Source organism: Microtetraspora niveoalba, assembly GCF_001570405.1.
In the GTDB taxonomy this organism is placed as follows: Bacteria; Actinomycetota; Actinomycetes; order Streptosporangiales; family Streptosporangiaceae; genus Microtetraspora; species Microtetraspora niveoalba.
The window spans coordinates 174,431-200,387 of record NZ_BBYM01000015.1 but is presented as its reverse complement, the minus strand read 5'-3'; the positions used below and the strand labels follow the sequence as shown (position 1 = coordinate 200,387).

Annotated in this window: 7 protein-coding genes; 1 reads left to right on the top strand and 6 read right to left on the bottom strand. The window is 70.8% G+C overall.

Features of this window, described 5'->3' with window-relative positions; genetic code table 11:
* Positions 1-59: 59 nt before the first annotated feature.
* Genes AWQ70_RS15715 through AWQ70_RS15690 form a run of 6 tightly spaced genes read right to left on the bottom strand, consistent with a single transcriptional unit; the run spans position 60 to position 24,466 of the window.
* On the bottom strand, positions 60-1,289 hold the full coding sequence (locus tag AWQ70_RS15715) for an MFS transporter (protein ID WP_084517140.1): 1,230 nt from the start codon (positions 1,287-1,289) through the stop codon (positions 60-62).
* Positions 1,286-5,164 carry a non-ribosomal peptide synthetase gene (locus AWQ70_RS15710; protein ID WP_067176345.1) on the bottom strand — a complete coding sequence of 1,293 codons (3,879 nt, stop codon included), beginning with the start codon at positions 5,162-5,164 and terminating at the stop codon, positions 1,286-1,288. Before AWQ70_RS15710 ends, AWQ70_RS15715 begins: the two co-directional genes overlap by 4 nt.
* A complete protein-coding gene (locus AWQ70_RS15705) occupies positions 5,151-8,435 on the bottom strand; it encodes a non-ribosomal peptide synthetase (RefSeq protein ID WP_084517135.1) in 3,285 nt (1,094 codons plus the stop codon). The genes AWQ70_RS15710 and AWQ70_RS15705 overlap by 14 nt, the downstream gene beginning before the upstream one ends.
* A complete protein-coding gene (locus AWQ70_RS15700; protein ID WP_067176338.1) occupies positions 8,428-18,012 on the bottom strand; it encodes a non-ribosomal peptide synthetase in 9,585 nt (3,194 codons plus the stop codon). Before AWQ70_RS15700 ends, AWQ70_RS15705 begins: the two co-directional genes overlap by 8 nt.
* Positions 18,009-19,277 (bottom strand): cysteate synthase, encoded by a 1,269-nt coding sequence (locus AWQ70_RS15695; RefSeq protein WP_067176335.1) that lies wholly within the window; start codon positions 19,275-19,277, stop codon positions 18,009-18,011. The genes AWQ70_RS15700 and AWQ70_RS15695 overlap by 4 nt, the downstream gene beginning before the upstream one ends.
* Positions 19,274-24,466: a non-ribosomal peptide synthetase gene (locus AWQ70_RS15690; protein WP_067176332.1), complete on the bottom strand. Its 5,193-nt coding sequence runs from the start codon at positions 24,464-24,466 to the stop codon at positions 19,274-19,276. The genes AWQ70_RS15695 and AWQ70_RS15690 overlap by 4 nt, the downstream gene beginning before the upstream one ends.
* Positions 24,467-24,732: 266 nt before the next feature.
* Between AWQ70_RS15690 and AWQ70_RS15685 the strand changes: the two genes are divergently transcribed.
* Positions 24,733-25,956, top strand: a complete 1,224-nt coding sequence (locus AWQ70_RS15685; RefSeq protein WP_067176329.1) for a cytochrome P450 — start codon at positions 24,733-24,735, stop codon at positions 25,954-25,956.
* Position 25,957: the final 1 nt, after the last annotated feature.

Here is a 25,957-nt window from a genome sequence, read left to right as displayed (position 1 = left end):
TCACTCGGGAGGTGGCGTCGGCCCTCGGGGCCCCGGGATTTGCGCAGGTCTCTGGTGCGTCACCGGACGGCGGCCTGCGTGACAGGGGCATCGAGATCGGACTCGACCCCCCTGACGCGCGGGTTCGCGAAGGTGATCCCGGCCGCCGCCACCATCACCACGCCCAGGGCGGCCAGCACCAGCGGCCCGCCCGAGTCCGTACGCTCGGCGAGGAAACCAACCAGCAGATAGGCGATCGGCACGCAGGACTGGGCGATCATCCGACGCGTGGAGAACACGCGGCCTTGGAGGACGGGGTCCACCTTGAGCTGCCAGATCGTCTGACTGGAGGCGTTGACGACGGGGATGCAGAAGAAGTAGGCGAACGACACGACACCGAAGACCACCAGACCGGGCCATCCGCCGGCGATGAGCAGCAGGCCCCCGGCGAAGGCAGCGGCGCCGCAGATGAGCGGCACGCGCCGGGCCGGCCCGCCCCACGCCGACATGAGCAACCCGCCGGCCAACATTCCGAAACCGCCGATCGAGGCGATCGTGCCCAGCGCCGTGACCGAGGCGACCGACAGCACCAACGGGGTGACCAGCACAGTCACGCCACCCGTGACGAAGTTGCAGACGGCGAAGAACACCAGCAGGCCCAGCAGCCCTCGTGCACCCAGCAGGTAGCGCCAGCCCTCCGTCACCTCCCGGACGAACGCCACGCCCGTGCCCTTGTCGGCCGCGACGCCCGGGACCCGCACGACGGCCAACGTGAGCAGCGCGAAGCCGAACGAGACCAAGTCGAACGCGACCACGGCGCCGAGCCCGAAGGCGTTCAGCAGTCCGGCGGCCAGCAGTGGCGCGCTGAGCTCGGCGACGGCCTGGCCGGTGCCGACCATGCCGTTGGCGCGGCCGAGATGCTGTTTCGGCACGAGGACCGCGATCGCCGCGGTCAGCGCCGGCCATTGGAAGGCCGCGCACACCGAGGCGACGGCCTGGAAGGCGTAGACATGCCAGATCCGCAGATCACCCAAGGAGTGAGCGAGCACGATCCCGCCCATGGCCAGCCCGGCGACGGCGTCCGCGACCAGCAGCACCGCCCTGCGGTTCCACCGGTCGATGACCACGCCTGCAAACGGCGCGGCCAAGATGCCGGGGACGAAGCCACAGACGAGGCTGACACCGAACCTGGTGACCGAGCCGGTCTCCTGATAGACCCACAGGCTGAGCGCGAATCCACTGGTCGCCGAGCCGATCACGGAAACGAGCTGGCCGAACCAAACTACGAGAAAACCAGGCATCCGGGTCATTCCCCGCTCCCCTCCTCGCCGGCGATCCTGGCGATCATCCGGGCGGCGAGCGCCGCGCCGTTCGGCCCGCTCAGCAGCGAGTAGTGCGTGCCTTGGACAGTCTCGATGTCGAGGCGACCGGCGACCAGCGGTGCCCAGCCGAGGTCGTGAGGCGCTCCCTCGTGCCCTTCCGACGGGCGGTACAGCACGGCGTTCGCGGCTAGCGGGTCTGGCCGGTAGGCGAGCGAGGCCCTCGCGTGGACCCCGTACACGCGGGTGATCCGCTTGAGCTGGTCCTTGGTGAGGATGTCCTGGCGGATGTCGGTGGCGCGCTTGGCCGCGGCGAGCGCCACGCTGAAACGCTCCTCTTCGGTGAGCCCGGCGAGGTCGTCGGGGGTCAGATCGAGCCCCTTGGCGTAGACGACGTCGAGCAGCAGGCGGATCTCGTCCTGGGCGTAGGCTTCCGGCACCGGCTCGTTGGCGTTGGAGCTGATGATGCCGAGCAGGCCGACCTTCTCTCCCGCGGCCTCCAGCTGCCGCGCCATCTCGAACGCCACGACACCGCCCATGCACCAACCGGTGAGCAGGTATGGGCCGTGCGGCTGCACTGCCTTGGCGGCCTCCAGATAGTGGGCGGCAAGCTCCTCGATGCTCTCCATGGGCTCACCGTGCTCGAGGCCGGGCGCCTGGAAGGCGTAGAACTTGTGACCTGCGGCGCCGAAATGGCCGGCCATCTCGCGGTAGCAGAACACGTGCCCGCCGAGCGGGTGGACGCAAAGCAGCGGCGTCCGATCCCCCTCCGGGCTCAGCACCACCGCAGGGCCCCTCATGCCCTCCGACCTCGACCGGACGGACTCGGCCATCGCCGCCACGGTTCCCTGCTCGAACAGCACGGAGGCGGGCACTTCCGAGGCGAACTCCTGGCGGACCTTGGCCAGCAGCCGCAGCGCCAGCAGCGAGTCGCCGCCGAGGTCGAAGAACTGGTCGTAGACGCCGATCGACTCGAAGCGGAGCGTCTCCGCCCACAGCTTGGCAAGATCGCGTTCCAGGTCGTCCCTGGGCGGCGTGGGAGTGCGGGCCAGCACGGGCCTGTCGCGGCCCGCCCGCGGCAGCGCCTTGCGGTCGATCTTCCCGTTGGGGGTCAGCGGCAGGGCCTCCATGGGAATGAAGGCCGCAGGCACCATCTGCACGGGCAGCTTGGCCGCCAGGTACCCCCGAGGGTCGGAGGGCGGTCTGGCGTCCGGCTTCAGCACCACATACGCGATCAGGCGGCGATCGTCAGGACCGTCTTCCTGGAGGACCACGGCCGCGGAGTGGACGCTCGGGTGCGACATGATCGCGGCCTCGACCTCGGCGAGTTCGATGCGGTGGCCACGGAGCTTGACCTGGTGGTCGAGCCGGCCGAGGAACTCGATGCGCCCGTCGGGCAGCCTGCGCGCCACGTCACCGGTCCGATAGAGCCTGGCCCCCGGCGTATCGGAGAAGGGATCCGCGACGAAGCAGCCGGCTGTCAGAGCCGGCTGGTTCAGATACCCCCAGGTGACGCCGTCGCCGCCGATGTACAGCTCGCCGGGCGTCCCGGGGGGAACCGGCGACATCTCCGCGTCGAGCACGTAGAGCTGGGTATTGGCCAGCGGGTAGCCCAGCGAAGGCCGGCCCGAGACGACGACGGGGTCTGCGGAGGACCAGATCGTGGTCTCCGTCGGGCCGTACACATTCCAGACCTGGTCGAAGCGAGCGGCGAGATCGGCGGCGAGATCGTCTGGAAGCGCCTCTCCTCCGCACAGCACACGCATCGATCGCGGGAACTCCGACCGGCCCGCGGTGATCTGCCGCCACACAGACGGGGTCGCCTGCATCAGCGTCGGCGGAGCGGGGAGCTGGGCCAGCGCGCGTTCGGGCTCGAAGAGGAGATCCCCGGCCACCACCAGGCGAGCGCCGCTGATGAGCGGGAGGAACAGCTCCAGCGCGGCGATATCGAAGGAGAGCGACGTCAACGCCACGACCACGTCGTCGCTGCCGGCACCCACCTGCTCGGCCATGGAGTGCAGCAGGTTGGCCACGTTCCCGTGCGAGACCATGACCCCCTTGGGACGACCGGTCGAACCCGAGGTGTAGATGACGTACATCAGGTCACCTGCACCATGGTCGCGCTCGACGAGGTGCGGGACCGGCGCACGGCTCAGCACCTCACCCACGTCGACCAAAGCCGCCGCGCCCACCGGCAGGGACTCCGCGGCGGCGCCGCTGGTGAGGATCACCGGCATACCAGCGTCCTCGATCACGTAGGAGATCCGCTCAGCGGGATAGGCAGGATCGATAGGGACGTAGGCCGCACCGGCCACCAATACCCCCAGGATCGCCACCACCATCTCCGGCGAGCGGCCCATGCAGACGCCGACCAGGCTGCCGCGTCCGATACCCCTGACGTGAAGGTCCGCCGCGATCGAGTCCGCCCGGCTGACGAGTTCGCCGTAGGTCAGGTCACCGACGGCATAGGCGTCAGGCGTCCTGCGAGCCTGCTCCCTGATGAGCTGGTCCACCGTGGCATCCGGCCAGTCGGCCGCCGTGTCGTTCCACGTGCCGATCAGCTCCTTGCGCTCGGCCTCCGACAGCAGGTCGACCACGGTGACGGGCTGGTCCGGCGCATACGCCAGGGCGGCCAGTGCCGAGGTGTAGTAGCCGGCCATCCGGTGCAGCTGGGCGGCGGGGAACTCGCGCGGGTCGCTGACGAAGTTCAGCTCCAGCTCCGAGCCCGACAACCCGGCGTTGACCGTGATCGGAAAGTTGTTGCGTTCGAAGAACTTACTGTCCACGATCCTGGCCTGACCGTCGTCGCCCAGTGACTCGTAGACGTGGAAGTTGCGGAAGTCGAAGGCGACCTCGAACAGCGATTCGCCGGCCTGGAGGTGGTCACGGTGCAGCTGCGCGAGCGGATAGCGGCGGTATGGCAGCAGCCGTGTCTCCGCCTCGAACACCCGGCTCACGACCTCGCGCCAGGTGCCCTTGGGGAACGTGAACCGGAACGGGACGGTGTTGAGGAACAGCCCGAGCGCGGCGTCGCCGCCTGCAGTCTCCGGACGGCCATGGGTGACCAACCCCGTACACAGGTCGTGCTCGCCCGACAGGAGTCTCAGCACCGCGAGGTGAGCCGTCAAGATCGCGGAACGGACCGGGACACCCAGGTCGCGCGCCAGCTCCTGGAGCCGGTCGGCGATCTCGCGCTCAACCTTCACCCTGACGGAGCAGTGGTCGGCGGACTCTCGCTCCGGCCATCGGGGCAAGGCGGTGAACGGCCGGCCGCTCAAGGTCTGCTGCCAGAAGCGCTTGGCCTCCGGGTCGTCGAGCGCCTGCCGTTCGAGCGCCACGTAGTCGGCCATGGAGACGGACGGCTTCGGCAGGTCGGTCACGCCTTGGCAGCGGGCCATGAGCTCGGTCACGAGGGAAGCAAGACTCCAACCGTCCAGGATCGCGTGGTGGAAGGTGAGCCCGACCCGGTGGCGCTGGTCGGCCAGCCGGTGAACGTGGAAGCGGGCCAGCGGGGGCCTGCTCCAGTCGAGGGGCCGGGTCTTCTCCTCCTCGAACCACTCCTCGATCTTCCTGGCCTGGTCTTCCTCGGCGAGGTCTCGCAGGTCCGTCATGGTGATAGCGGCGTCGATATCCTCGTAGAGGAGCTGCATGGGTTCGCTGAAGGAGGTCAGGTCGAACCCGGTACGGAGCGTGGCGTGCCGCGCCAGCGCGGCGTTGACGGCCTGCTGGAGGATCTCCAGGTCGAGCGGCCCTGCCACCTCAAGACTGAGGATGTCGCGGTAGGTCGAGCGTGCCGTCTCGTCCTGGCTGTGCAGCAACATGCCGCTCTGCAGCATGGACAACGGATAGGCGTCAATCAGACGCATTGGCTCCCTCATTTCCGTCGTGACGTTCCAAGGCGCGCTTCATTTCGGCGAACCGCTCACGGTCGGTGTCGGACAGCAGTCCTCGCTCGGGCGCGGGCGCGGTGGGCGCCGTCTTTCCGCTGACCGTCGCGAACCTGTCGATCGTGGGGTGCCGGAAGAGGTCGTTGACCTCCAGGTCGATGCCCTGGTCGCGGGCGAGCGCGACAACGCGGATGGCGGTGATGGAGTCGCCGCCGAGTGTGAAGAAGTTGTCGTGGATGCCCACCCGGGCACACCCCAGCACCTCGCCCCAGATCCCGGCCAGCGCCACCTGCACCGGCGTCACCGGCGCCACGAAGCCCTCCGCGGAAACCTCCGCCGCACCGGGATCCGGCAACGCCCCCCAATCCACCTTCCCGTTCACGGTCAACGGCAGCTCCTCCACCACCACAAACCGCGAAGGAACCGCGAACGCCGGCAAAACCTCCCCCGCAAACCGCCGCACCACCGACACCCCCGGCCACGAGGGCGCCACCACATACGCCACCAAGCCGCCACCCCAACCCCGCACCGCCGCACCCAGCACCCCAGGACACGACAGCAACACCGACTCCACCTCAGCCGGCTCCACCCGATGCCCCCGTACCTTCACCTGACGATCGACACGCCCAAGGAACTCCAGCACCCCATCACCACGCCACCGAGCAAGATCACCCGTCCGATACAACCGACCACCCCCACCCCACGGATCCGCCACGAACCGCTCCGCCGTCAACCCGAAACGCCCCGAGTAGCCGCGGGCGAGCTGCGCGCCACCGATGTAGAGCTCGCCCGGCACGTTCACCGGGACGGGCCGCAGCCGGGCGTCGAGAACGTGGACGGCGACCCCGGGCACCGGACGGCCGATGGGGATGGTCTGACCGGTCTCGGCGACGGGGTGCGCGGTCACGTCGATGGCCGATTCAGTGGGACCGTACAGGTTCACCAGAGCCGCCTCGCAGTCGCGCAGGAACCTCCCGGCGAGGTCGGCGGGGAGCGCCTCGCCACTGCAGACGACACGGGTGACGCAGCCGGGCAACGGCTCGTTGTCCAGGTAGGCGCGGAGCATTGACGGCACGAAGTGGCACATGGTCACCCCTTGAGCCGCGATGGTCCTCCGCAGCGCCGCGGGATCGCGGTGGGCGCCCGGCGCCGCGACCACCAGCCGAGCGCCGGACAGCAGGGGGAGGAAGAGCTCCCACACAGACGGGTCGAAGCCGATGGGGGTCTTGTGCAGGATCGCGTCATCCGGGCCGACACGGTATTCCTCCCGCATCGCCATAAGCCGGTTGGCGATGGCGCGATGGGTCACCTGCACGCCCTTGGGCCGCCCCGTGGATCCTGATGTGAAGATCGTGTACGCCAGGTGATCCGGCGTCTCTTCCACCGGCGGCGGTGTGTCCGGGTACCCGCCGAGGTCGGTCTCCGCCAGCACGAGGATCCCCGGCAGGCCGCGGTCCACCGCGCTCACGATCAGCGAGGCACCCGCGTCGGCCGCCATGGCCGACAGCCGCTCCAGCGGGTACGCCGGATCCAGCGGCAGGTAGACCGCGCCCGCCGTCAGCACGCCGAGAACGCTCACCACCAGGTCCACGCCGCGTTCCAGGTGCACGCCCACAACCGTCTCCGGTCCTGCCCCGAGTGCGCGCAGGTGGTGGGCCAGCCGGTTGGCACGCCGCCCCAGCTCCCGGAAGGTGAGGCTCTCGGTGTCTGTGACGAGCGCTGTCGCCTCCGGCGTGCGCTCGGCCTGCGCCGCGACCAGCCGATGCAGGCAATCGGACGGCTCCGCCGCCGCAGGGCCCGTGGCGGCGGCCAGCGCCTCCAGCCGTTCTGACTCCTCCAGCAGATCGAGTTCGGAGATCGGCCGTGCCGGATCCTCGACGGCCTGCTCGACGACCCTCAGCAGATGCCGGATGAAGCGCTCGATCGTGGACCGGTCGAACAGATCCTTCGCGTACTCCACGCCGCCGCGCAGGCCCTCGCCGTCCGGGGAGAGCATGAGGTTGAGGTCGAACTTGGCGGTGGCGTTGTCGACGCGGATCTGCGTGCCGTCCGGCCATCCCGTGGGGGCGGCCGCGGGGGTGTTGTCCATGGCGAGCTGGACCTGGAAAATCGGCGGGTGTGCCGGGTCGCGGGGCGGCGCGATGGCCTGGACCAGCCGCTCGAACGGGAGCTCCTGGTGCTCGTAGGCGCCCAGCGCAACGGCCTTCACCCGAGCGAGCAGCTCGGCGAAGGCGGGGTCGCCGTCGAGGTCGATCCTGAGGGCGAGCGAGTTGACGAACAGGCCGATGAGCGGCTCCAGCTCGGGCCGCGGCCGTCCGGCGACGGGCGTGCCCACCACCACCTCGCGCTGCCCGCTGTAACGCGACAGCACCACCGCCATGGCCGCGAGGACCACCATGAACGGGGTGGCGCCGTGCGCGGACGCGAGCGCACGCAGCCCAGCCGCGGCCCCTGCCCGGATCTCCACTGGCGCGACCGCACCGCGAGAGCTCCGTACGGCCGGCCGTGGCCGGTCCGAGGGCAGGTCGAGGACGGCAGGCGCGCCCTCCAGGTGGTTGGTCCAGTAGGCCAGCAGGCCATCCAGCCGCTTGCCGGCCAGCTCCGCTCGCTGCCAGGCGGCGTAGTCGGAGTATTGGATCGTCAGGGGTGGCAGCTGATCGGGCAGGCCCTGCCGCCTGGCGGAATACATTCGGGCGAGCTCGCCGACCAGCACGCCGACCGACCAACCGTCGGCGACGATGTGGTGGACGCTCACCGCGAGCAGGTGCCCGCCGGACGCGACCTCGACCAGCAGCACCCGCAGGAGCGGGCCTCGCTCCAGGTCGAAGGGGGCGGCCGCGGCCTCGGCGGCCAGCCGCTCGGCCGCGGCCCAGTCGGCGGCCTGTTCGCGGCGGATCGTTACGTCGGCGGACGGCTCGATCCGCATAGCCGGCCTGCCGTCCTCGCCGAGCACGAACGTGGCGCGCAGAATCTCGTGCCGTCCGACGACCCGGTGAAAGGCCCAGGTGAGGGCATCGACGTCGAGGCCGGCGTCGATCCGCACGGCACCCTTCATGTTGTAAGTGGCGCCTCCGCCGTCCAGCTGGTGCAGCGCCCACATGCGTTCCTGGGCGAAGGAGAGCGGCGGCTCGTCAGTGGCCCGGCGCCTGCCGATGGGCGCCACGCCCGCGGCGCGCTCGGCGAGCAGTCGCTCCAACAGGGCTCGCCGGTCGGCCGAGAGGGCGTTCACTCGGGCGGAGGTGTCACTCATGCTCGCTCCCCGGACGGCGCAGCAGCGCCGCCACTTCCTCGTCGGACAAGTTCTCGATGGCGGCCAGCAGCTCGGACTCGGCGGCCAGCCGCCGTTCGACGATCACTGTCGCCAGCCGCTCGATGGTCGGGGCCTCGAACAAGTCGCGAACTCCGAGGTCGGCGCCCGTCTCCGCGCGGGCACGGGCGATCATCTGGGTGCCCAGCAGCGAGTGGCCGCCGAGTGTGAAGAAGTTGTCGTGGATGCCCACCCGGGCACACCCCAGCACCTCGCCCCAGATCCCGGCCAGCGCCACCTGCACCGGCGTCACCGGCGCCACGAACCCCTCCGCGGAAACCTCCGCCGCACCGGGATCCGGCAACGCCCCCCAATCCACCTTCCCGTTCACGGTCAACGGCAGCTCCTCCACCACCACAAACCGCGAAGGAACCGCGAACTCCGGCAAAACCTCCCCCGCAAACCGCCGCACCACCGACACCCCCCGCCACGAGGGCGCCACCACATACGCCACCAAGCCGCCACCCCAACCCCGCACCGCCGCACCCAGCACCCCAGGACACGACAGCAACACCGACTCCACCTCAGCCGGCTCCACCCGATGCCCCCGCACCTTCACCTGACGATCGACACGCCCAAGGAACTCCAGCACCCCATCACCACGCCACCGAGCAAGATCACCCGTCCGATACAACCGACCACCCCCACCCCACGGATCCGCCACGAACCGCTCCGCCGTCAACCCGAAACGCCCCGAGTAACCCCAGGCGAGGTGCGGTGTACGGATGCACAGCTCGCCGATCTCACCAAGCGCGGACGGCTGGCCGCCGGCGCCGGTGACGAGCAGGTCGACTCCAGGGATCGGGCGGCCGAGGGGAACGGGTGTGTGGACCTCCGTAGGGGACACCTCTGCCCAGGTCATCGCCTGCGGCGTCTCGGTCGCGCCGTAGAAGCTCACGCACCGCGCGGACGGCGCGATCACCCGCAACCTGGCGACGTCCGCGGGGGTGAGCACGTCGCCGCCGCAGAACACCCAGCGCAGCTCGGGCAGCGCCGCGGGCGCGGCGCCCTCGGCGAGGAACCGCAGCAGCGGCGGCGTGACGTGCGCGACCGTGACACCGTTGCCCGCCATCCAGTCCCTGAGCAGGGCCGGGTCCGCCATGGTGTCGGCGGTGGGGATGGCCAGCGTGGCGCCGAGGTGCAGCGGGGTGAACACGTCACGCAGGAGCGGGTCGTAGGCCAGGCCGGACAGCAGAGCGAACCTGTCGTTCTGAGTGAGGCCGAAGGCCGAGATGTGCCAGTCCAGGAAGTGGGCGACCGGCCCGTGGCCGCCGAGGACAGGGGCGGGTTCTCCGGTGGAGCCGGAGGTGAACATGACGTAGGCGGCGTCCGCTGGCCGGGCAGGCGAGGGTGCGGTCTCGGGCTGGTCCGGTGCGTGCCAGCCGTCGGGATCCGCGGCGATGTCGAGCATCACCCGCCCGCCGACGTGCGCGCACAACCGCTCCCTGCGCGCCGGCGGGTGGGCGGAGTCGATCAGGGCGAAGGCGGCCCCCGCCTTGTGGCAGGCGAGCATGGCCACGACCAGTCCCACCGACCTGGTGGCGACGAGCGGCACGAGGTCGCCCGGGCGGACGCCCTGTTCGATCAGCCGGTGGCCGAGGCGGTTGGCGGCGCGGTCAAGCTCGCCATAGGTCAGAGAGCCCGTCGCGCCGATGAGGGCAGGCACCTCGGGGAAGCGCTCGGCGTTCCTGGCGGGCTTCTCGTGCAGCGGCGCGGGCCGCCCGGTGTCGCCGGCGGACGCTTCGCGCGAGGTCGCGTGCGGCCCGGAGCGACTGGCCTCGCCGGCCAGCGGGTAGGCACGCACCCGGCGGTGCGGGTCCGCTGCGGCGGCCGCGAGCAGCCGGGCGAGCTGACCGAGGAAATCGGCCATCAGCTCGGGCTCGTACAAGTCCTCCCGGTAGCTGAGCACCAGGTCGAAGTGGTCGTCGCCCTCGGTCACGTAGAGCGTCATGTCGAACTTGGGGCCGATCTCCGGCTCGCGCAGCGCCTCCACCTTGACGCCCGGCAACGTCAGCGTGCCCTTGGCGACGTTCACCACATTGAGCGCGACCTGGACGAGGGGGGTTCTGGTGAGGTCCCGTTCCGGCTGCAGTTCCTCGATGAGCCGCTCGAACGGCAGGTCCTGGTGGGCGTAGCCGTCCAGGGCCAGCGTGCGCACCCGGTCCAGCAACTCGGCGAACGTCGGGTCATCCGGCAGCTCCACGCGCATGGCCAGCGTGTTCATGAACATGCCGATGAGCTGTTCCAGCTCGACTCGGCCGCGCCCGGCTATCGGCACACCGATCACCACGTCAGGACGTCCGGACCAGCGGGACAGCACCGTCGCCATCGTGGCGAGCAGCCCCATGAAAACGGTGACGCCCTGCTCGGCGAACAGCCGCCTGATCTCACCCGTCTCGGCGGCGCCCAGCCGCAGGTCGGCCATGCCTCCGCGCGGCGTCTGCCCGGCCTGTCCCATCCGTCTGGGCAGGTCGATGCCACGGGGCGCGTCCGACAGCCGCTTCCTCCAGTAATCCAGGTGCGGCGCCAGCGACTCGTCCGAGAGGCAGGTGTGCTGCCAGCGGGCGTAGTCGCGATAGCGCACGGGAAGCTCCGGCAGCTCGGCGAGGGTCGGGTCGCCGCCCGCGCGATAGAGCTTGCTGAGCTCGGTGGCCAGCACCCCGACCGACCACCCGTCGGCGACGATGTGGTGCACGGTGACGCTCAGGGTGTGCTCGACGTCGGTGAGCCTGATCAGCCGCGCGCGCAGCAGAGGACCGTTGGCCAGGTCGAAGACCGCCGCGGCCTCCTCATCGCACAGCCGCAGCGCCGCGGCCTCGTCCTCCACGTCGGTGCGCTCCATCGCCCACGAGTCCGCGGGCAGGATCCGCTGCACCGGCAGCCCGTCCACTGTGGGGAAGCCCGTGCGCAGCGCCTCGTGCCGCTCGACGACCACACGCAGGCAGCGTTCCAGCAGGTCGCCGTCGAGCAGACCGCGCAGCCGCCAGCGGCCGTGCATGGTGTAGGCGGTGGAATCGGGGTCGAGCTGGTCGAGGAACCACAGGCGGCGCTGGGCGAAGGACACAGGGACGGGCTCGTCGTCGCCGTCGGCTCGCCGTACCGGAGGAAGAGGTCTTTCCCGTACGGCGGTGCCGTCCAGGCGCGTGGCGAGCCCCGCCACGGTCGGGCTCTCGAACAGGGCCCTGACCGGGAGCTCCGCGCCGAAACGATCGTGGATCCTGGCCAGCACGCCGGTCGCGAGCAGTGAATGGCCGCCCAGCGTGAAGAAGTCGTCATCCGCGCCGACCGAGGACAGGCCGAGCACCTCGCCGAAGATGGCTGCCAGGTCGCGTTCCACGGTGCCGCGCGGCAGCCGGGAGACGTGCGCGGACTTGCGCGCGTTCCAGTCGGGGGCCGGCAGTGCGGCGCGATCCACCTTGAAGTTCCCGGTCAGCGGGAGCCGGTCGAGGACGACCACCGCGCTTGGCACCATGTATGCGGGGACGCGCTCAGCCATCCAGGCGAGCACCGCAACCTCCAGCTCGCGCTCCCCGCTGCCTGGTTCGTGCGGCACGATGTGGGCGACGAGCCTGCCGTCCGGCCTGGTCACACTGGCGACGGCGGAGGCCAGGGCCGGGTGACGGCCGAGCACCGTCTCCACCTCGCCGAGCTCGACGCGGAATCCGCGGATCTTCACCTGGCCGTCGCCGCGGCCGAGGAACTCGATCTCCCCGTTCGGCAGACGGCGGGCCAGGTCGCCGGAGCGGTAGAGCCTGGCTCCCGGCGTGCCGGAGAACGGATCCGGCACGAACGCGGTTGCCGTCAGCCCCGGCCGTCGCCAATAGCCTCTGGCCAGGCCGTCGCCACCGATGTAGAGCTCGCCGGCGACCCCGATCGGGGCCGGGCGCAACCGCCTGTCGAGCACGTGGAGCGTGGTGTTGGAGATGGGACGGCCGATCGGCAGCGAGGGCCTGGCCAGGCTCTCCTCCGTGACGGGGTGGCGGCTGGCCAGCGTGGTGCTCTCGGTGGGGCCGTAGCAGTTGGTCAGGTCGAGGTCCGGGGCCGCGCGCAGGGCTCGCCTGGCGTGTCCGGCGAGCATGACGTCGCCACCGCTCAGCAGCCGGCGCAGGGCGCGCAGCACACCTGGGCGGTGGTCGACCAGCTGGTGGAACAATCCCGCCGTCAGCAGCAGCGTGGTGACGCCGTGCTCGCGGACGAGCCGCTCGATCTCGCTGAGGGAGGGTTTGCCGGGGCTGGCAATGACCAGCTTCGCGCCGTTGATCAGGGCACCCCACACTTCGAAGGTCACCGAGTCGAAGGCGGCCGGCGCGACCTGCAGCAGAACGTCGTCACGCGTGAGCGAGGCCAGGTCGCTGCCGTGGACCAGCCTGACCACGCCGTGGTGGGCGATCGCGATGCCCTTGGGGTCTCCTGTCGATCCTGACGTGTACATCACGTACGCGAGCCGATCGGCCCGCACCGGCAGGCCCAGTCTGGTGCCCGGCATGCGGGCGAGTTCTTCGCCCAGCTCGTCCACGGCCAACGCCGGCAGGTCCCCGGGAAGCAGGTTGCGCAACGCCGATGAGGTGACCACGGTCTCCGCGCCGGTGTCCTCCAGCATGTGCGCCAGCCGGGCCGGAGGGGTGTCGGTCTCGAACGGCACGTAGACGCAGCCGGCCTTCAGCACGGCCAGTTCGGCGACGACGAGGTCGGCCGAGCGCTCGAGCAGCACGCCGACCCTCGACTCGTCCCGCGCTCCCCGGGCACGCAGCAGTCTGGCCAGCCGGTTGGCGCGCCGGTCGAGCTCGCCGTAGGTCAGATCACGCTCCCCGCCCGGCAGGACGAGCGCGACCCTGTCGGGAGCGGCCGCCGCATGCTCCTCGACGAGCACGTGGATCGCCGCCTCGCGCGGGTAAGGCACGTCCGTGCGGTTCCATCGCGCGACGAGCGCGGCCTCTTCCTCCTCCGGCACCAGCCGCAGGTCGCTCACCCGCCGGTCCGGATCGACGGCCACCTGCTCGAGCACCTGGCGTAGGTGCCCGGCCCAGCGGGCCACGGTGGCCGCGACGAACAGGTCGGTGCTGTACTCCAGCACGGCGGCGAACCTGGCCCCGTTCGCCACGAACGCCACCAGCAGGTCGAACTTGGCTGTCCGGGTGTCCAGCGCGGCGCCGTCGGCGGCCAGGTCTTCCTCGTCGAGGGAGATCGCGACCTGGAAGATCGGGTGGCGGCTGAGGTCACGTTCCGGCCGCACGGCCTCCACCACACGGTCGAACGGCACGTCCTGGTTGGCGAACGCGTCCAGGGTGCCGGTCCTGACCCTCCGCAGGAGCTGAGCGAACGTGGGGTCGCCCGACAGGTCGGTGCGCAGCGACAGGGTGTTGACGAAACAACCGACGACCTCGTCGAACTCGGGTCTGCCGCGCCCGGCGACGACGGTGCCGGCGATGAGGTCGCCGGCGCCCGAGAGGCGACTCAGCGTCGCCTTCAGGGCGGCCTGCAACACCATGAACAGCGTCGCGCCGTGCGCCCTGGCCAGCTCGCGCAGGCGGTCGGCCAGGTCGTGCGGCAGGTCGAGGACATGGGTGTCGCCCTCACCCGACAGGACGGCCGGCCGCGCCTTGTCCGCGGGCAGGTCGAGCACGGGCAGCGGGCCGGCGAGCCGGTCCCGCCAATAGCCGAGCTGGGATTCCAGTCGGTCATCGGTCATCATGGCGCGCTGCCAGGCGGCGTAGTCGGCGTACTGCAGCGGCAGCGGCCTGAGGCCCCCGTCGCCGCCCTCACGCGCCTGGCGGTAGAGATCCGCCAGGTCGCGGGCGATCAGCCGGATCGACCAGCCGTCGGCGGCGATGTGGTGCACGGTGATGATGAGCAAGTGTTCGCCGGCCGACAGCGTGGTGAGCACGGCGCGCAGCGGCGGCTCGGACGCGAGGTCGAAGGGGTCGCACGATGTCTTGTCGATCAGCTCGGCCAAGCGGGCCGTCCGCTCCTGCTCCGTCAGATCAGCCAGATCGGCCACATCAAGGACGACAGCGGACGCAGGCCGCACGAGCTGACGCGCCTCGCCATCCTCGGCCACCACGATCGACCTCAGCACCTCGTGGCGCTCGACAAGCGCCTGGAAGGCCCACTGGAGGTGACGCACGTCGAGCGTGCCGTCAAGTCTTACGGTGAACGGCATGTGATAGCTGCTGTCACCGGGGTCGAAACGGTGCAGGAACCAAAGCCGCTGCTGAGCGAACGACAGCGGCAGCGACCCCTCACGCGACACCGGGACCGGCGCGAGGTCCGGTCGACCGTCTGCCCGCCTGACGACGGCTGCCAGCCCGCCGACGGTGGAGTTCTGGAACAGGTCTCTCATCGAGATCTCGGCGCCGGCCTCGCGGCGGAGCCTGGCGACCACCGCCATGGCCGTCAGCGAGCTGCCGCCCAGGAGGAAGAAGTCGTCGTCGACACCGGCCGGTGAGCCGAGCACGCTTTCGAAGGTGTCGGCGACCAGGCGCTCCCAGATGTCGCGTGGCGCGGTCCGCTCCCCCTCGACGCCGGAGGCCGGCGGCAGGCCGGACCTGTCGACCTTGCCGTGCGGGGTGCGGGGCAGGGCCTCCACAGGCACGAAGACGGACGGGATCATGTGGGCGGGCAACAGGTGGCGCAGATGATCGCGGAGCCCGGCCGCGTCCCTTCCCGTGGCCACGTAGGCCACCAGGCGCGTGCCGGACACCGTCACCAGCGCCTCGCGCACGTCGTCGTGGGCAAGCAGAGCAGCCTCTATCTCGCCGGGCTCCACGCGGAAACCATTGATCTTCATCTGCTCGTCCGCGCGGCCCAGGTATTCGATCGAGCCGTCGGGCAGGAACCGGGCGCGATCGCCCGTGCGGTACAGGCGCCCGCCCGGCGTGCCGCTGAATGGGTCGGCCACGAACGCGGCGGCGGTCTGCGCGGGGCGACCCCAGTAGCCGCGCGTGACGTTGACTCCTCCGACGTACAGCTCGCCGGTGACGCCGAGGGGGACGGGGCTCAGCCGCGCGTCAAGGATGTACACCGTGGTGCCGCGGAGCGGCCGGCCGATCGGCACCGTCACCCCGGCGGGCGGCTCGCCCGGTGTCAGGGGGTTGACGGTGACGCCGACCGTGGTCTCGGTGGGTCCGTAGTGGTTGACGACGGCGCAACGCGCCCGGTCGCGCAGCGGTCCGGCGAACTCCCAGTGGGAGGCCTCGCCGCCGATGACAAGCGTGCGCAGCGGCAGCACTCCGTCACCGTCGCCGGTCTCCAGCAGCATGGCCAGATGGGAAGGCGCGATCTTGAGGTAGTCGATGCCTTCAGCGGAGAAGTAACCGGCCAGGGCGCGCGCGTCCGCGGCGCGGTCGGTGGAGATCAGGTGCAGCCGCCCGCCGCCCAGCAGCGGCGGGAAGAGCATCGTCAGGCACGAGTCGACGGTGAGCGGCTGAAGCATGGCGTAGTCGCCCGCGGTGTCGAGCCCGAGGTCGCGCACGACGGCATGAACGTAGGCGTGCAAGTGCCGGTGCTCGACCACCACGCCTTTGGGCGTTCCGGTCGACCCTGACGTGTAGAGCAGGTAGGCCGCCTGGTCAGGACGAACCGCCACAGGGGGCGGAGTGTCGGGCCGTGCGCGCCACTGCGGGTCGTCCAGCGGTATGGCACGGACCGACGCGGGAAGCCTGTCCAGGTGCGCCGCCGCGGTCACCACGAGCCACGCGCCGGTGTCGTCCAGAATGCGCCGGAGCCGCTCGGCAGGCTGGTCCGGCGCCAGTGGCACGTACATGGCGCCGGCCTTCAGGATGCCCAGCACGCCGACGACCATCCCCCTGGAGCGATCGAGGCATATCCCCACCGGGGTTTCCGGGCCCGCACCGAGCTCCAGCAGGTGGTGGGCCAGCTTGTTGCTGTCACCCTCCAGCTGCGCGTAGGTCAGCGTGCCGGACTCGTCCACGGCGGCCACGGCATCGGGAGTACGGCGGGCATGCTCGGCGAACAGGGTGTGGAGCGGCCGCCCGGCCGGGAGCGGCGCGGTCCTGTTCCAGGACACCACGATCTCCTCGTACTCGGCGGCGTCGAGACGGGTGAGCTCGGAGAGCGGCCGGTCCGGATCGGCCGCCGCGCCGCGGAGAGCCCTCTCCAGGAGGGCGAGCATCCTGGCGGCGGTCGCGGGCCGGAACAGCTCCGCGGGGAAGGTCAGGTCCAGTCTGATGCCGTGGCCGGTGTCGGTGGCCGTCAGCGTCAGGTCGCGCTTGGCGATTCCGCCGTCGCCCACGTCGAGCGGGCTGAGCGTGAGGCCTGTGCCCACGGGCACTGGGGCGTCCGCGGCCTCCTCCACGATGAGCATGACCTGCTGGTAGGGCAGGTGGCCGAGGTCGCGCCGCGGGTTGAGCGCGGCGATGACGTGGTCGAGCGGGACATCTTGATGCTCGAAACCCTCCAGGCAGGTGGTCCTGACCTGGACGAGCAGGTCCTTGAAGGTCGCGGCCGCGGCCAGATCGGCCGGCAGCACGAGCGTGTTGACGAAGCAGCCGACCAGTTCTTCCAGCTCGGGCCGCCCGCGACCGGTCACGGGGGTGGCGATGGGGACCCGCGTCTGTCCGGTGAACCGGCTCACGACCGCGGCGAGTCCGGCCAGCAGCGTCATGAACAGGCTGGCGCCCGAACCGCGGCCGAGCTCACGCAGCGCCGCGGCGAGCGCGGCGTCCAGGGTCAAGGTCCGTGTCGACCCCGATCCGCTGAGCCGCGCCGGGCGCGGCAGGTCTGCGGGCAGGTCGAGCGAGGCCGGCACGTCGGCCAGCAGGCCGCGCCAGAACTCCGTCCCCTTCTCCAGGCCGGCAGCCGAGCTCCGCTGCCAGGCCGCGTAGTCGGCGTACTGGAGGGGAAGCGGCGGAAGGCCGCCGCCTTCGCCGAGCCTGCGCGCGTAGGACTGGGCGATGTCGCGGACGAGCAGCTCCAGCGAGCGGCCATCGCCCGCGATGTGGTGCATGACCAGGACGAGGGCGTGCTCACGCATATCCAGCCTGGCCAGCAGCAGGCGCAGCAGCGGGCCGCGTTCCAGGTCGAACGGACGCCGCGTAGCGGCGACGATCAGTTCATGCAGTCCGGGTTCGGGGTCCTCGCGCAGATCGTGAACGGACACCTCCGCCTCGGCGTCCCGCGACATGCGCGTTCTCGGGGCGCCGTCGCCGGCGGTAATTGTGGTGCGCAGCACCTCATGTCGCTCGATCACATCGCTCACCGCGCCTCTGAGCGCGTCGACCTCGATGTCGCCGGTGATACGAACCCCACCAAGCAGGACACCCGCTGGACCTTCCGGGTCCAGGCAGTGGAGCAGCCAGATGCTCTCTTGGGCGAACGACAGCACCCTCTCCTGGTCGGGATCGCGCATCGGGATGCGGTCCTGGCGGCGGCCTGCCCCCGCGAGGGCGGCGAGCCGGCGCTCGAGAGCGGCGCGCTCGTGCGGCTTCAGGCGGGCGATCCGGTCCGCCAGGCTGTCTTGGGGGGTTCGGTCGTCGCCTCCGAAGGTCTCCGGAGAAGTCATGTCAGCCTTCCGACAAGGTCGAGAGCGTCGGCACTCAGTGCCTGCTCTCTGTGCATCCGCACGTCCGCCACGGCCGGGATCAGGGTGTGGTCGCGGCGGAACCGCTCCCGCCCGCCGCCGGTGATGTTGAGCAGGACGACCGCGTCGCGGGCGATGAGGCCACCTTCCGCCTCCTGGCGCAGGGCGGCCACGGCGAACGCGGCCGGCCGTTCGATGTCGATGCCCTCGCATTCCGAGAACAGCTCCATCGCGGTCGCGGCCGCGGCGTCGTTCATGGCCACCAGCGTCCCGCCGCTCTCCTTCAGGACATCGCGGACGCCACCGCGCACGGTGTACGGCGGCTGCCTGTTGGTCAGTTCCGGCGTGGTGGACGCATGCGCCCCGGCCCGGTCGCCGTCCAGGTCGGCGAGGCCGATTTCGTCACCGGACAGGGACGAGGACCACGCACGGTGGAGCGGGGCGTAGGAGTCGTTCTGGCACAGGACGAGCCTGGGCGGCTCCTCCCCCAGGCGCAGCGCCGCCTCGTGCGCCGCGATGGCCCCCACGCCGCTGCCGACCGCCTGGAAGTAGTGGTCAGGTGTGCGGCCTATGGCCTCGTGGGCGGCCAGCATGACGGTCGCCAGGCCGTCACGGCGGCCGACGTTCCACCCACCGCCTTCCGCCTCGAACCCGCTCAGTGTGGCGATCCTGGCGGCGAAGGCGATCGCGTCGGTGTAGTCCGCACCGCCGCCCAGACTCACCAGCCGGACACAGGGGTGACGCGGTTGGCGGGAGGCCAGCCGTCCAAGCGCCCCCTCGGGCACAACCAGCACGCACGGCACCTGCGATGCGGAGCAGGCGGTGGCGAAGGCCGCGGCCGTGTTGCCGGCGGAGGACACCACGAGCGTGCCGGGCCGGTCGGCGCGTCTGCCCAGCACCGTGGCCGCCTCGAGCTCCTTGAACGTGGCCGTCTCGGCGAACGCGCCACGCTCCGGCCAATAGCCGTGGAAGGCGATCCACAACTCGCTCAAGCCGAGCCTGGCGGCCAGCCCACGCGATCGGTAGATCACCGTGCCCGGCGCGTTCGCGGTGGCCTCGGTGACCGGCAACCAGTCGCGGTAGCGGAAAAGGCCGGCCTCCCCCTCCCTGGGGAGGAGGCTCTTGGTGACGTACTCCGTGCGTAGGTAGGCGGGCTCGTGCGGCTCCGAGCAGGTGAGCCGGTGGCCGTCATCGGTATAGGAACGGGCGCAAGCCGTACAGCGCAGGAGATAGTGACGAGCGCTCATCGGTCCTCCGCCGGGCGCCGCAGCGCGGCCGGTAAGTGAAGCTTGCCGTCGCCTGAGCGGGCAGCCGCGTAGCGGGTGCGGTCCACCCGTGTGATCGCTGCCCGGCCCCGGCGCTCGGCGCTGTCGATGGTCTTGGCCAGGCCGGCCACGGTGGGCTCGGAGAACAGACCGTGCAGGGCGAGCTCAACCGAGAACGCGTCCCTCACCCGCGCGGCGAGCTGAGAGAGCAGCAACGAGTGCGCGCCGAGGTCGAACAGGTTCTCGTGCCGGCCCACCGTCTCCACGCCGAGCAGCTCACCGGCCATGCGGGCCAGCGCCCGCTCGGTCTCGCCTACCGGAGCCTCGCCGCTCGTGTCGCGTGGCTTGCGTTCCGGCGCGGGCAGGCGGGAACGGTCGATCTTGTCGTTCGTCGTCGTCGGGAGCCGATCGAGCCAGGTGAAGGAAGAGGGGATCATGTAGCCGGGCAGCGACTCCGCCAGCGTCTGTCTGAGCTCACTCTCCGCCTCTGCGGATGCGACGCCCTCCAGATAGGCGACGAGGGTACGGCGGGCGTCGTCGCCGTGAGCGGCCACCACGGCGCGACGCACCGCGGGGTGCCGCTCCAGTGCGTTCTCGACCTCGCCGGCCTCGATGCGGTAGCCGCGGATCTTGAGCTGATGGTCGGAGCGGCCGAGATAGTCGAGGGAACCGTCGGAGCGCAGCCGCACCAGGTCGCCCGTGCGGTAGAGCCGCCCGCCGGGATGACCGAAAGGATCGGCGACGAACCGTTCGGCTGTCGCGCCGGGACGGTCGTGGTAGCCGCGGGCCACTCCTGTGCCACCGATGTAGAGTTCGCCCGCCGTGCCCAGCGGCACCGGGCGTAGCACGTCGTCGAGCACATAGGTCGAGGTGGCGTCGATCGGGCGGCCGATGGTGACGCCGCCCTGGCCGATCGGCGTGGCGGTCGACCAGATGGTGGTCTCGGTGGGTCCGTAGAGGTTCCACAGCACGGCGCCCTTGCCCGCCAGCTCGGCGGCGAGCTGTTCCGGCATCGCCTCTCCACCACACAGCATGGTCAGCCCCGGGGTGCCACCCCAGCCGGCGTCCAGCAGCAGCTGCCAGGTGGCCGGCGTGCCCTGGAGATGGGTGATCCGGCCGCTTTCCAGCGCGGCGCGCATTCGTGCTCCGTCGCGTGCCGTCTCGCGGTCGGCCAGGTGGACAACGGCGCCCGCGGTGAGCGGGGCGAGCAGTTCGAGCACCGATATGTCGAACGACACCGTCGTGACCGCCAGCCAACGTGACTCCGGTGAGATCCCGAACATCCTCCTGGCGGCGGTGCAGAAGTTGGCCAGCCCCTCGTGGGTGACGGAGACGCCTTTCGGCTGCCCGGTCGAGCCCGAGGTGTAGATGACGTACGCGAGCTCGTCAGGCCCGACGTCCGCGGCCGTCCAGTCCTCCCGCCCCTCGTCAAGGCTGATCACTTGGCCGTCGCCGTACGGGATCCGCAGCCGGTGCTCGCCGGTGGTGACGACGACGCGGGGACGGGCGTCACCGATCATCTGTTCGATGCGGCGGATGGGGAAGCCCGGATCGACGGGCAGGTAGGCCGCTCCGGTCCGCAGCACACCAAGCAGCGCGGCCACCAGGTCCGGCGTGCGCGGCAAAGCCACAGCCACGATGTCGCCCGGCCCGACCCCGAGCTCCCGCAGCCGACCGGCCAGCCCTCCGGCGCGCCGCCCCAGCTCCGCGTAGGTCACCGTCATGTCGCCGGCGACGACCGCGGGCGCGTGGGGGCGTCGTGAGATCTGCTCGCCGATGCGGGCTGACACGAAGGCGGACGGCTCGGGCCTGCGGTGCTCTCTCGCGGCGTCGCGCAGTACCAGCCGCCGTTCCTCGTCGGTGAGCATGGGCAGGCGGCCGACCGCTCGCTCGGGCTCGGCGGCGATCGCCTCGGCGAGCACGCGGAAGTGGGCCGCGACCCGGACGGCGGTCGCCTCGTCGAACAGGTCGATGTCGTACACCAGTGTGCCGCCCAGCCGGCCATCGCCCAGTTCGCCCATCGCCAGCGCCAGATCGAACTGCGCTCCGGTCGGGCCGAGGCCCTGTGAACGCAGGTCCAGCTCTCCCAGGCGCAGCCCGCCGCCCTCGCGGCCGAGCGCGAACGGGATCAGATCGCCCCCCGGGACGTGCGGCGACTGGTGCATCGAGAACAGCGCGTGGACCAGCGGCGTGTGCCCCGATCCGCGCACGGGCCGCATACGCTCCACAAGCGTGGCGAAGGGGAAGGCGGCGTGCCTGAACGCGTCACGCGTCTCGGCGTGCACGCGTCGCAGCGTCTGGCTGTACGGCTCCGCCGGATCAACCATGGTGCGCAACACGACCGTGTTGACGAAACAGCCCACCGTCCCGGCGAACTCGGCCCGGTCGCGCCCGTGGAACGGGGTTCCCACGACGACGTCGCGCTGCCCGCCGTACCGGGAGAGCAGCAGTTGGAAGACGGTGAGCAGGGCGGAGAAGAGTGTGACACCGTGCGCGGCGGCGATCCGGCGCACCGCGTCGCTGGTGCGCGCGTCCAGGTCGACGGCGACGGCCGCTCCGCGCTGGCGCGCGATGGGGGGACGGACCCGGTCCGTGGGCAGGTTCAGCTCGGCGGGGGCGCCCGCCAGCCGGTCGCGCCAGAACCGCCAGAGCCGCTCGCCCTCTGGCCCCGACAGCAGCTCCCGCTGCTGCTCGACGAAGCGCCGGTACGGCCAGGCGTCCGTGCCGCCGGGGTCTACACCGGCGTAGAGCGCGTCGAGCTCTCGCACAAGGACCGCGATCGACCAGAGGTCGGCGACCAGGTGGTGGACGGTGAAGACGAGCCGGTGGTCGTGGGGCGCGGTGGAATACAGGTGGACCCGGAACAGCGGACCGTGCGCCACGTCGAGCGGTTCCCGCGCCGCCTCCACGGCGGCGTCGATCTTCTCCTCGCTCCAGCCGTCACACGCCACCTGGCGGAACTCTGGTTCCAGCCGGTCATGCAGGCGCCCGGCTCGCAGATCGCCGGTGGAAAAAGTGGTGCGCAGCGCCTCGTGCCGGTCGGCCAGGCGCCTGAGGGACTCCCGCAGCCGGGTCACGTCCACCGCCGAGCGCACGCGAGCGACGGCGGACAGCAGGTACGCGCCGCTGTCCGGGACGAGCTGGTCCATGAACAGCAGCGTTCGCTGGGTCGCGGACAAGGGCACGTCCGGCTCCGGCGGCGGCCGCCGCGCCCGGTCGGCCGCAGGCGTCTCACGTTTGGTGAGAGTGGCCGCGAGCGCGGCGATGGACATGCCCATCGCCTCCTCGAGGTCCACGCCCGGCTCGTACTCGGTGCGGATCCGGTGCCAGAGCTGGAGCATGGTAAGCGAGTCGGCACCCGCCGACGGCAGCGGGCGATCGAGGGGGATGCGCTCCGGTGGCACGCCGAGGAGCACGGCGACGGCCTCACGGATGACCGCGGCGGCACCCTCCGCCGCGGCAGGCCGGCCATCCGTCGCGCCGCCGGTGTGCATCACATTGAGGTCGCCTTCGAGGAGGCGGCGGCGGCACTCGCGCCGCTGGACCTTCCCGCTCGTCGTCTTGGGCAGGGAGCCCGCGCGGATCAGCACGACTTCGCCGGGGCTCACCTCGTGCGTCTCGGTGATCGCCGCCCGCACCGCCGCGACGACGGCCGGCAGTTCCTGCGCGGGCGTCCGCCCGTCCACCTCGTGGACGATGACGAGTCGCTCCGTACCGTCGCCGTGGACCGCGAACGCGGCGCCGCCGCCCGGGCGGAGCGCGGGATGCGCTTGCCCGGCCGTCTGCTCCAGATCCCGCGGGTAGTGGTTGCGGCCGCGGATGATGACGAGATCCTTGAGCCTGCCGGTGACGAAGAGCTGGCCGTCCCTGACGAAGCCGAGGTCCCCCGTGCGCAGGTACCGGACCTCCGGCTCGCTTGTCAGCCGGCCGGTGAAGCCATCGTCGGGTACGCCCAGGTAGCCCTCGCTGACGCTGGGGCCCGCCACCCAGATCTCGCCTTCCCTGCCGTCGCCGGCCGACGTCCCCGCGACCGGGTCGACGATCGCCAGGCGGTCGCCGAGGGGCGGCACGCCGCTGCTCACAAGAGTGAGGTGGCCCGATCCGCCGTCTCTCGGCACGACGGTCAAGGCGGGCGCCGAGCCGTACGGCTTGCAGGTGACCATCAGGGTGGACTCGGCCAGGCCGTAACAGGGGGTGAACGACTCCGCGCGGAAGCCGCACCCGGCCATGGCGGCGGCGAAGCGATCGAGTGTGGCGGCGCTGATCGGCTCCGCGCCGTTGAAGGCGACCTCCCAGCAGCTGAGATCGAGATCGGCCAGGTCTTCGGGGGAGATCTTGGCGACGCACAGGTCGTAGGCGAAGTTCGGGCCACCGCTGATGGTGGCCCGGGTGTCGCTGATCAACCGCAGCCAGCGGACCGGGTCCATCACGAAGTCGGCGGGCGACATGAGGGCGATGGTGCCGCCGCAGTACACGGTCTGCAGGATGCCGCCGATCAGTCCCATGTCGTGGTGGAGGGGGAGCCAGGACACCGCGCGCATCTCCGGTGAGGTGCCGAAGGCTCGCGAGATCACGCTCGAGTTGTGCAGCAGGTTGGCGTGCGTCAGCCGCACTCCGCGCGGCAGTGAGGTCGACCCCGACGTGTACTGCAGGAGCGCGAGGTCGCCCGGCACGGGGTCTTCGTCGGGGTAGGCCACGTCGGGGCCGGTCAGCCAGGACTCCACGTCTGGCGTGTGGAGTTTGAGCAGCTCGGGCCGGTCGGCCGCGCGGCGCTGGAGCCGTGTGCGGCCGATGGCTGTGGTGAGCGCGAGCGTGGCGCCGGTGTCGGCGACCATCGCCGAGAGCCGGTCCAGCGCCGATCGTCGCGCCGTGGGAGGGTAGGCGGGCACCGGCACCACCCCGGCACGCAGGCAGGCGAGCAGGGCGATGACGTAGTCGAGGCCGGGCGGGTAGAGCAGCAGAACCGGACGGCCTTCGGCCAAATCGGCCAGATGCGCGGCGTATGTCTGCGTAAGACAGTCGAGCTCGCCGTAGGTGATCTTGGTCCGGGTCGCGTCGTCGTCACTCTCGGCCGCCGCGAAGGTGAAGGCGGTCTTTCCAGGCTGGCACGCCGCCCACTTCCGGATTATGGAAGACCAGCCGGCGGGCGGCCGATCGCCGCTATAACGCATGGTCTATGACGTCGGCCGTACGGCATGCCATATGGAGCATCCGTCTCCCCCTGAATGACATACTCCCCGCCCCTGAATCCAATTCGCACAGCACGGAAAACGCCGATTAGCGCTGAGACGTAACCGTCAGGGGGACCTTACCCAAGACACTCCGCTTTGGGTAGTCACCTTTCATCCTGTTTCCGGACACAGCCGTAACACACGGTCACTTCGCAAAGAGAGCGACTCTACTCCATTCAGTACTGATAATCAGCTATAAACCTCTCATGAGAACTTCGGCAGGACACGCAGTCGCGGATCCCGCAGCCTGGGCCGATCCCCAGAAGGTCGCCGCCGCTTTGGCCGAGCGCCGCAGGACCGCGCCGATATCCCTGGTCGAGCAGCCCGGATACCGGCCGTTCTGGCTGATCACACGGCACGAAGACGTGATCGCGGTCGAGCGCGATTCCATCCGCTTCACCAACCACCCCCGGCCGATGCTGCTGCCCACCTGGCTGGACGAGCTCGAGCAAAACGGCAGGCAGCTGTCCACACTCGTGCACAAGGACGGTCAGGACCATCGCAAGCACCGGGCCGTGGCCGCGCAGTGGTTCACGCTGCGCAGCATGCGCAGGCTGGAGTACGAGGTGGCCCTGCAGGCCAAGCGGGCCGTCGACGACATGCTCGCATCGGGCGGGACGTGCGACTTCGCGGCCGAGGTGGCGCTGCCGTATCCGCTGCGGGTCATCATGTCGGCGCTCGGGCTCCCCCACGGGGACTACCCCAGGATGCTGCGACTCACCCAGGAACTGTTCGGCAGCGAGACCCCGGCCACCCTGCTGCACGACGATCCCAAGGCCATCCAGGAGACCATCCTGGACTACGCGGACTACCTCGCCCGCCTTACGGAGGACCGCCAGGCCAGGCCGTCCGACGACCTGGCCTCGGCGATCGCCAACGCCCGCATAGACGGGCGGCCGATCGACTTCCAGGACCAGATCGCCTACTACGTCATGGTCCTCACCGCCGGCCACGACACCACCAGCGCCGCGCTGGCCGGCGGGCTGTTCGCCCTGCTCCAGCGTCCCGAGCAGCTCCAGCTCCTGCGGCGGGAGCCCGAGCGGCTGCCCGCGGCGGTGGACGAGATCATCCGGTGGACCACCCCGATCAGGCACTTTCTCAGAACCGCCCAGGAGGACGCGGAGATACGCGAGGTGGAAATCGCGCGGGGAGACACGCTGATGCTCTCCTATTTCTCCGCCAACCGCGACGAGAACGTGTTCCACGACTCCGAGACTTTCGACATCACCCGGCGTGCGACCAAGCATGTGGCTTTCGGGTTTGGCGCCCACCACTGCCTCGGCGCCAATCTCGCCCGGCTGGAGCTACGGCTCTTCCTGACCGAACTGCTCGGCCGGGTACGACACCTCGAGCTGGCCGGCGAACCGTCCTGGACGGAAACCCTGTTTGTCGGCGGATTAAAGCACCTGCCCATCCACTATGCGGAGTGAG

Coding starts and splice junctions, on each gene's coding strand:
- AWQ70_RS15685 (WP_067176329.1), top strand. CDS start 24,733: ATGAGAACTTCGGCAGGACACGCAGTCGCGGATCCCGCAGCCTGGGCC.
- AWQ70_RS15705 (WP_084517135.1), bottom strand. CDS start 8,435: ATGAGTGACACCTCCGCCCGAGTGAACGCCCTCTCGGCCGACCGGCGA.
- AWQ70_RS15690 (WP_067176332.1), bottom strand. CDS start 24,466: ATGCGTTATAGCGGCGATCGGCCGCCCGCCGGCTGGTCTTCCATAATC.
- AWQ70_RS15710 (WP_067176345.1), bottom strand. CDS start 5,164: ATGCGTCTGATTGACGCCTATCCGTTGTCCATGCTGCAGAGCGGCATG.
- AWQ70_RS15715 (WP_084517140.1), bottom strand. CDS start 1,289: ATGACCCGGATGCCTGGTTTTCTCGTAGTTTGGTTCGGCCAGCTCGTT.
- AWQ70_RS15695 (WP_067176335.1), bottom strand. CDS start 19,277: ATGAGCGCTCGTCACTATCTCCTGCGCTGTACGGCTTGCGCCCGTTCC.
- AWQ70_RS15700 (WP_067176338.1), bottom strand. CDS start 18,012: ATGACTTCTCCGGAGACCTTCGGAGGCGACGACCGAACCCCCCAAGAC.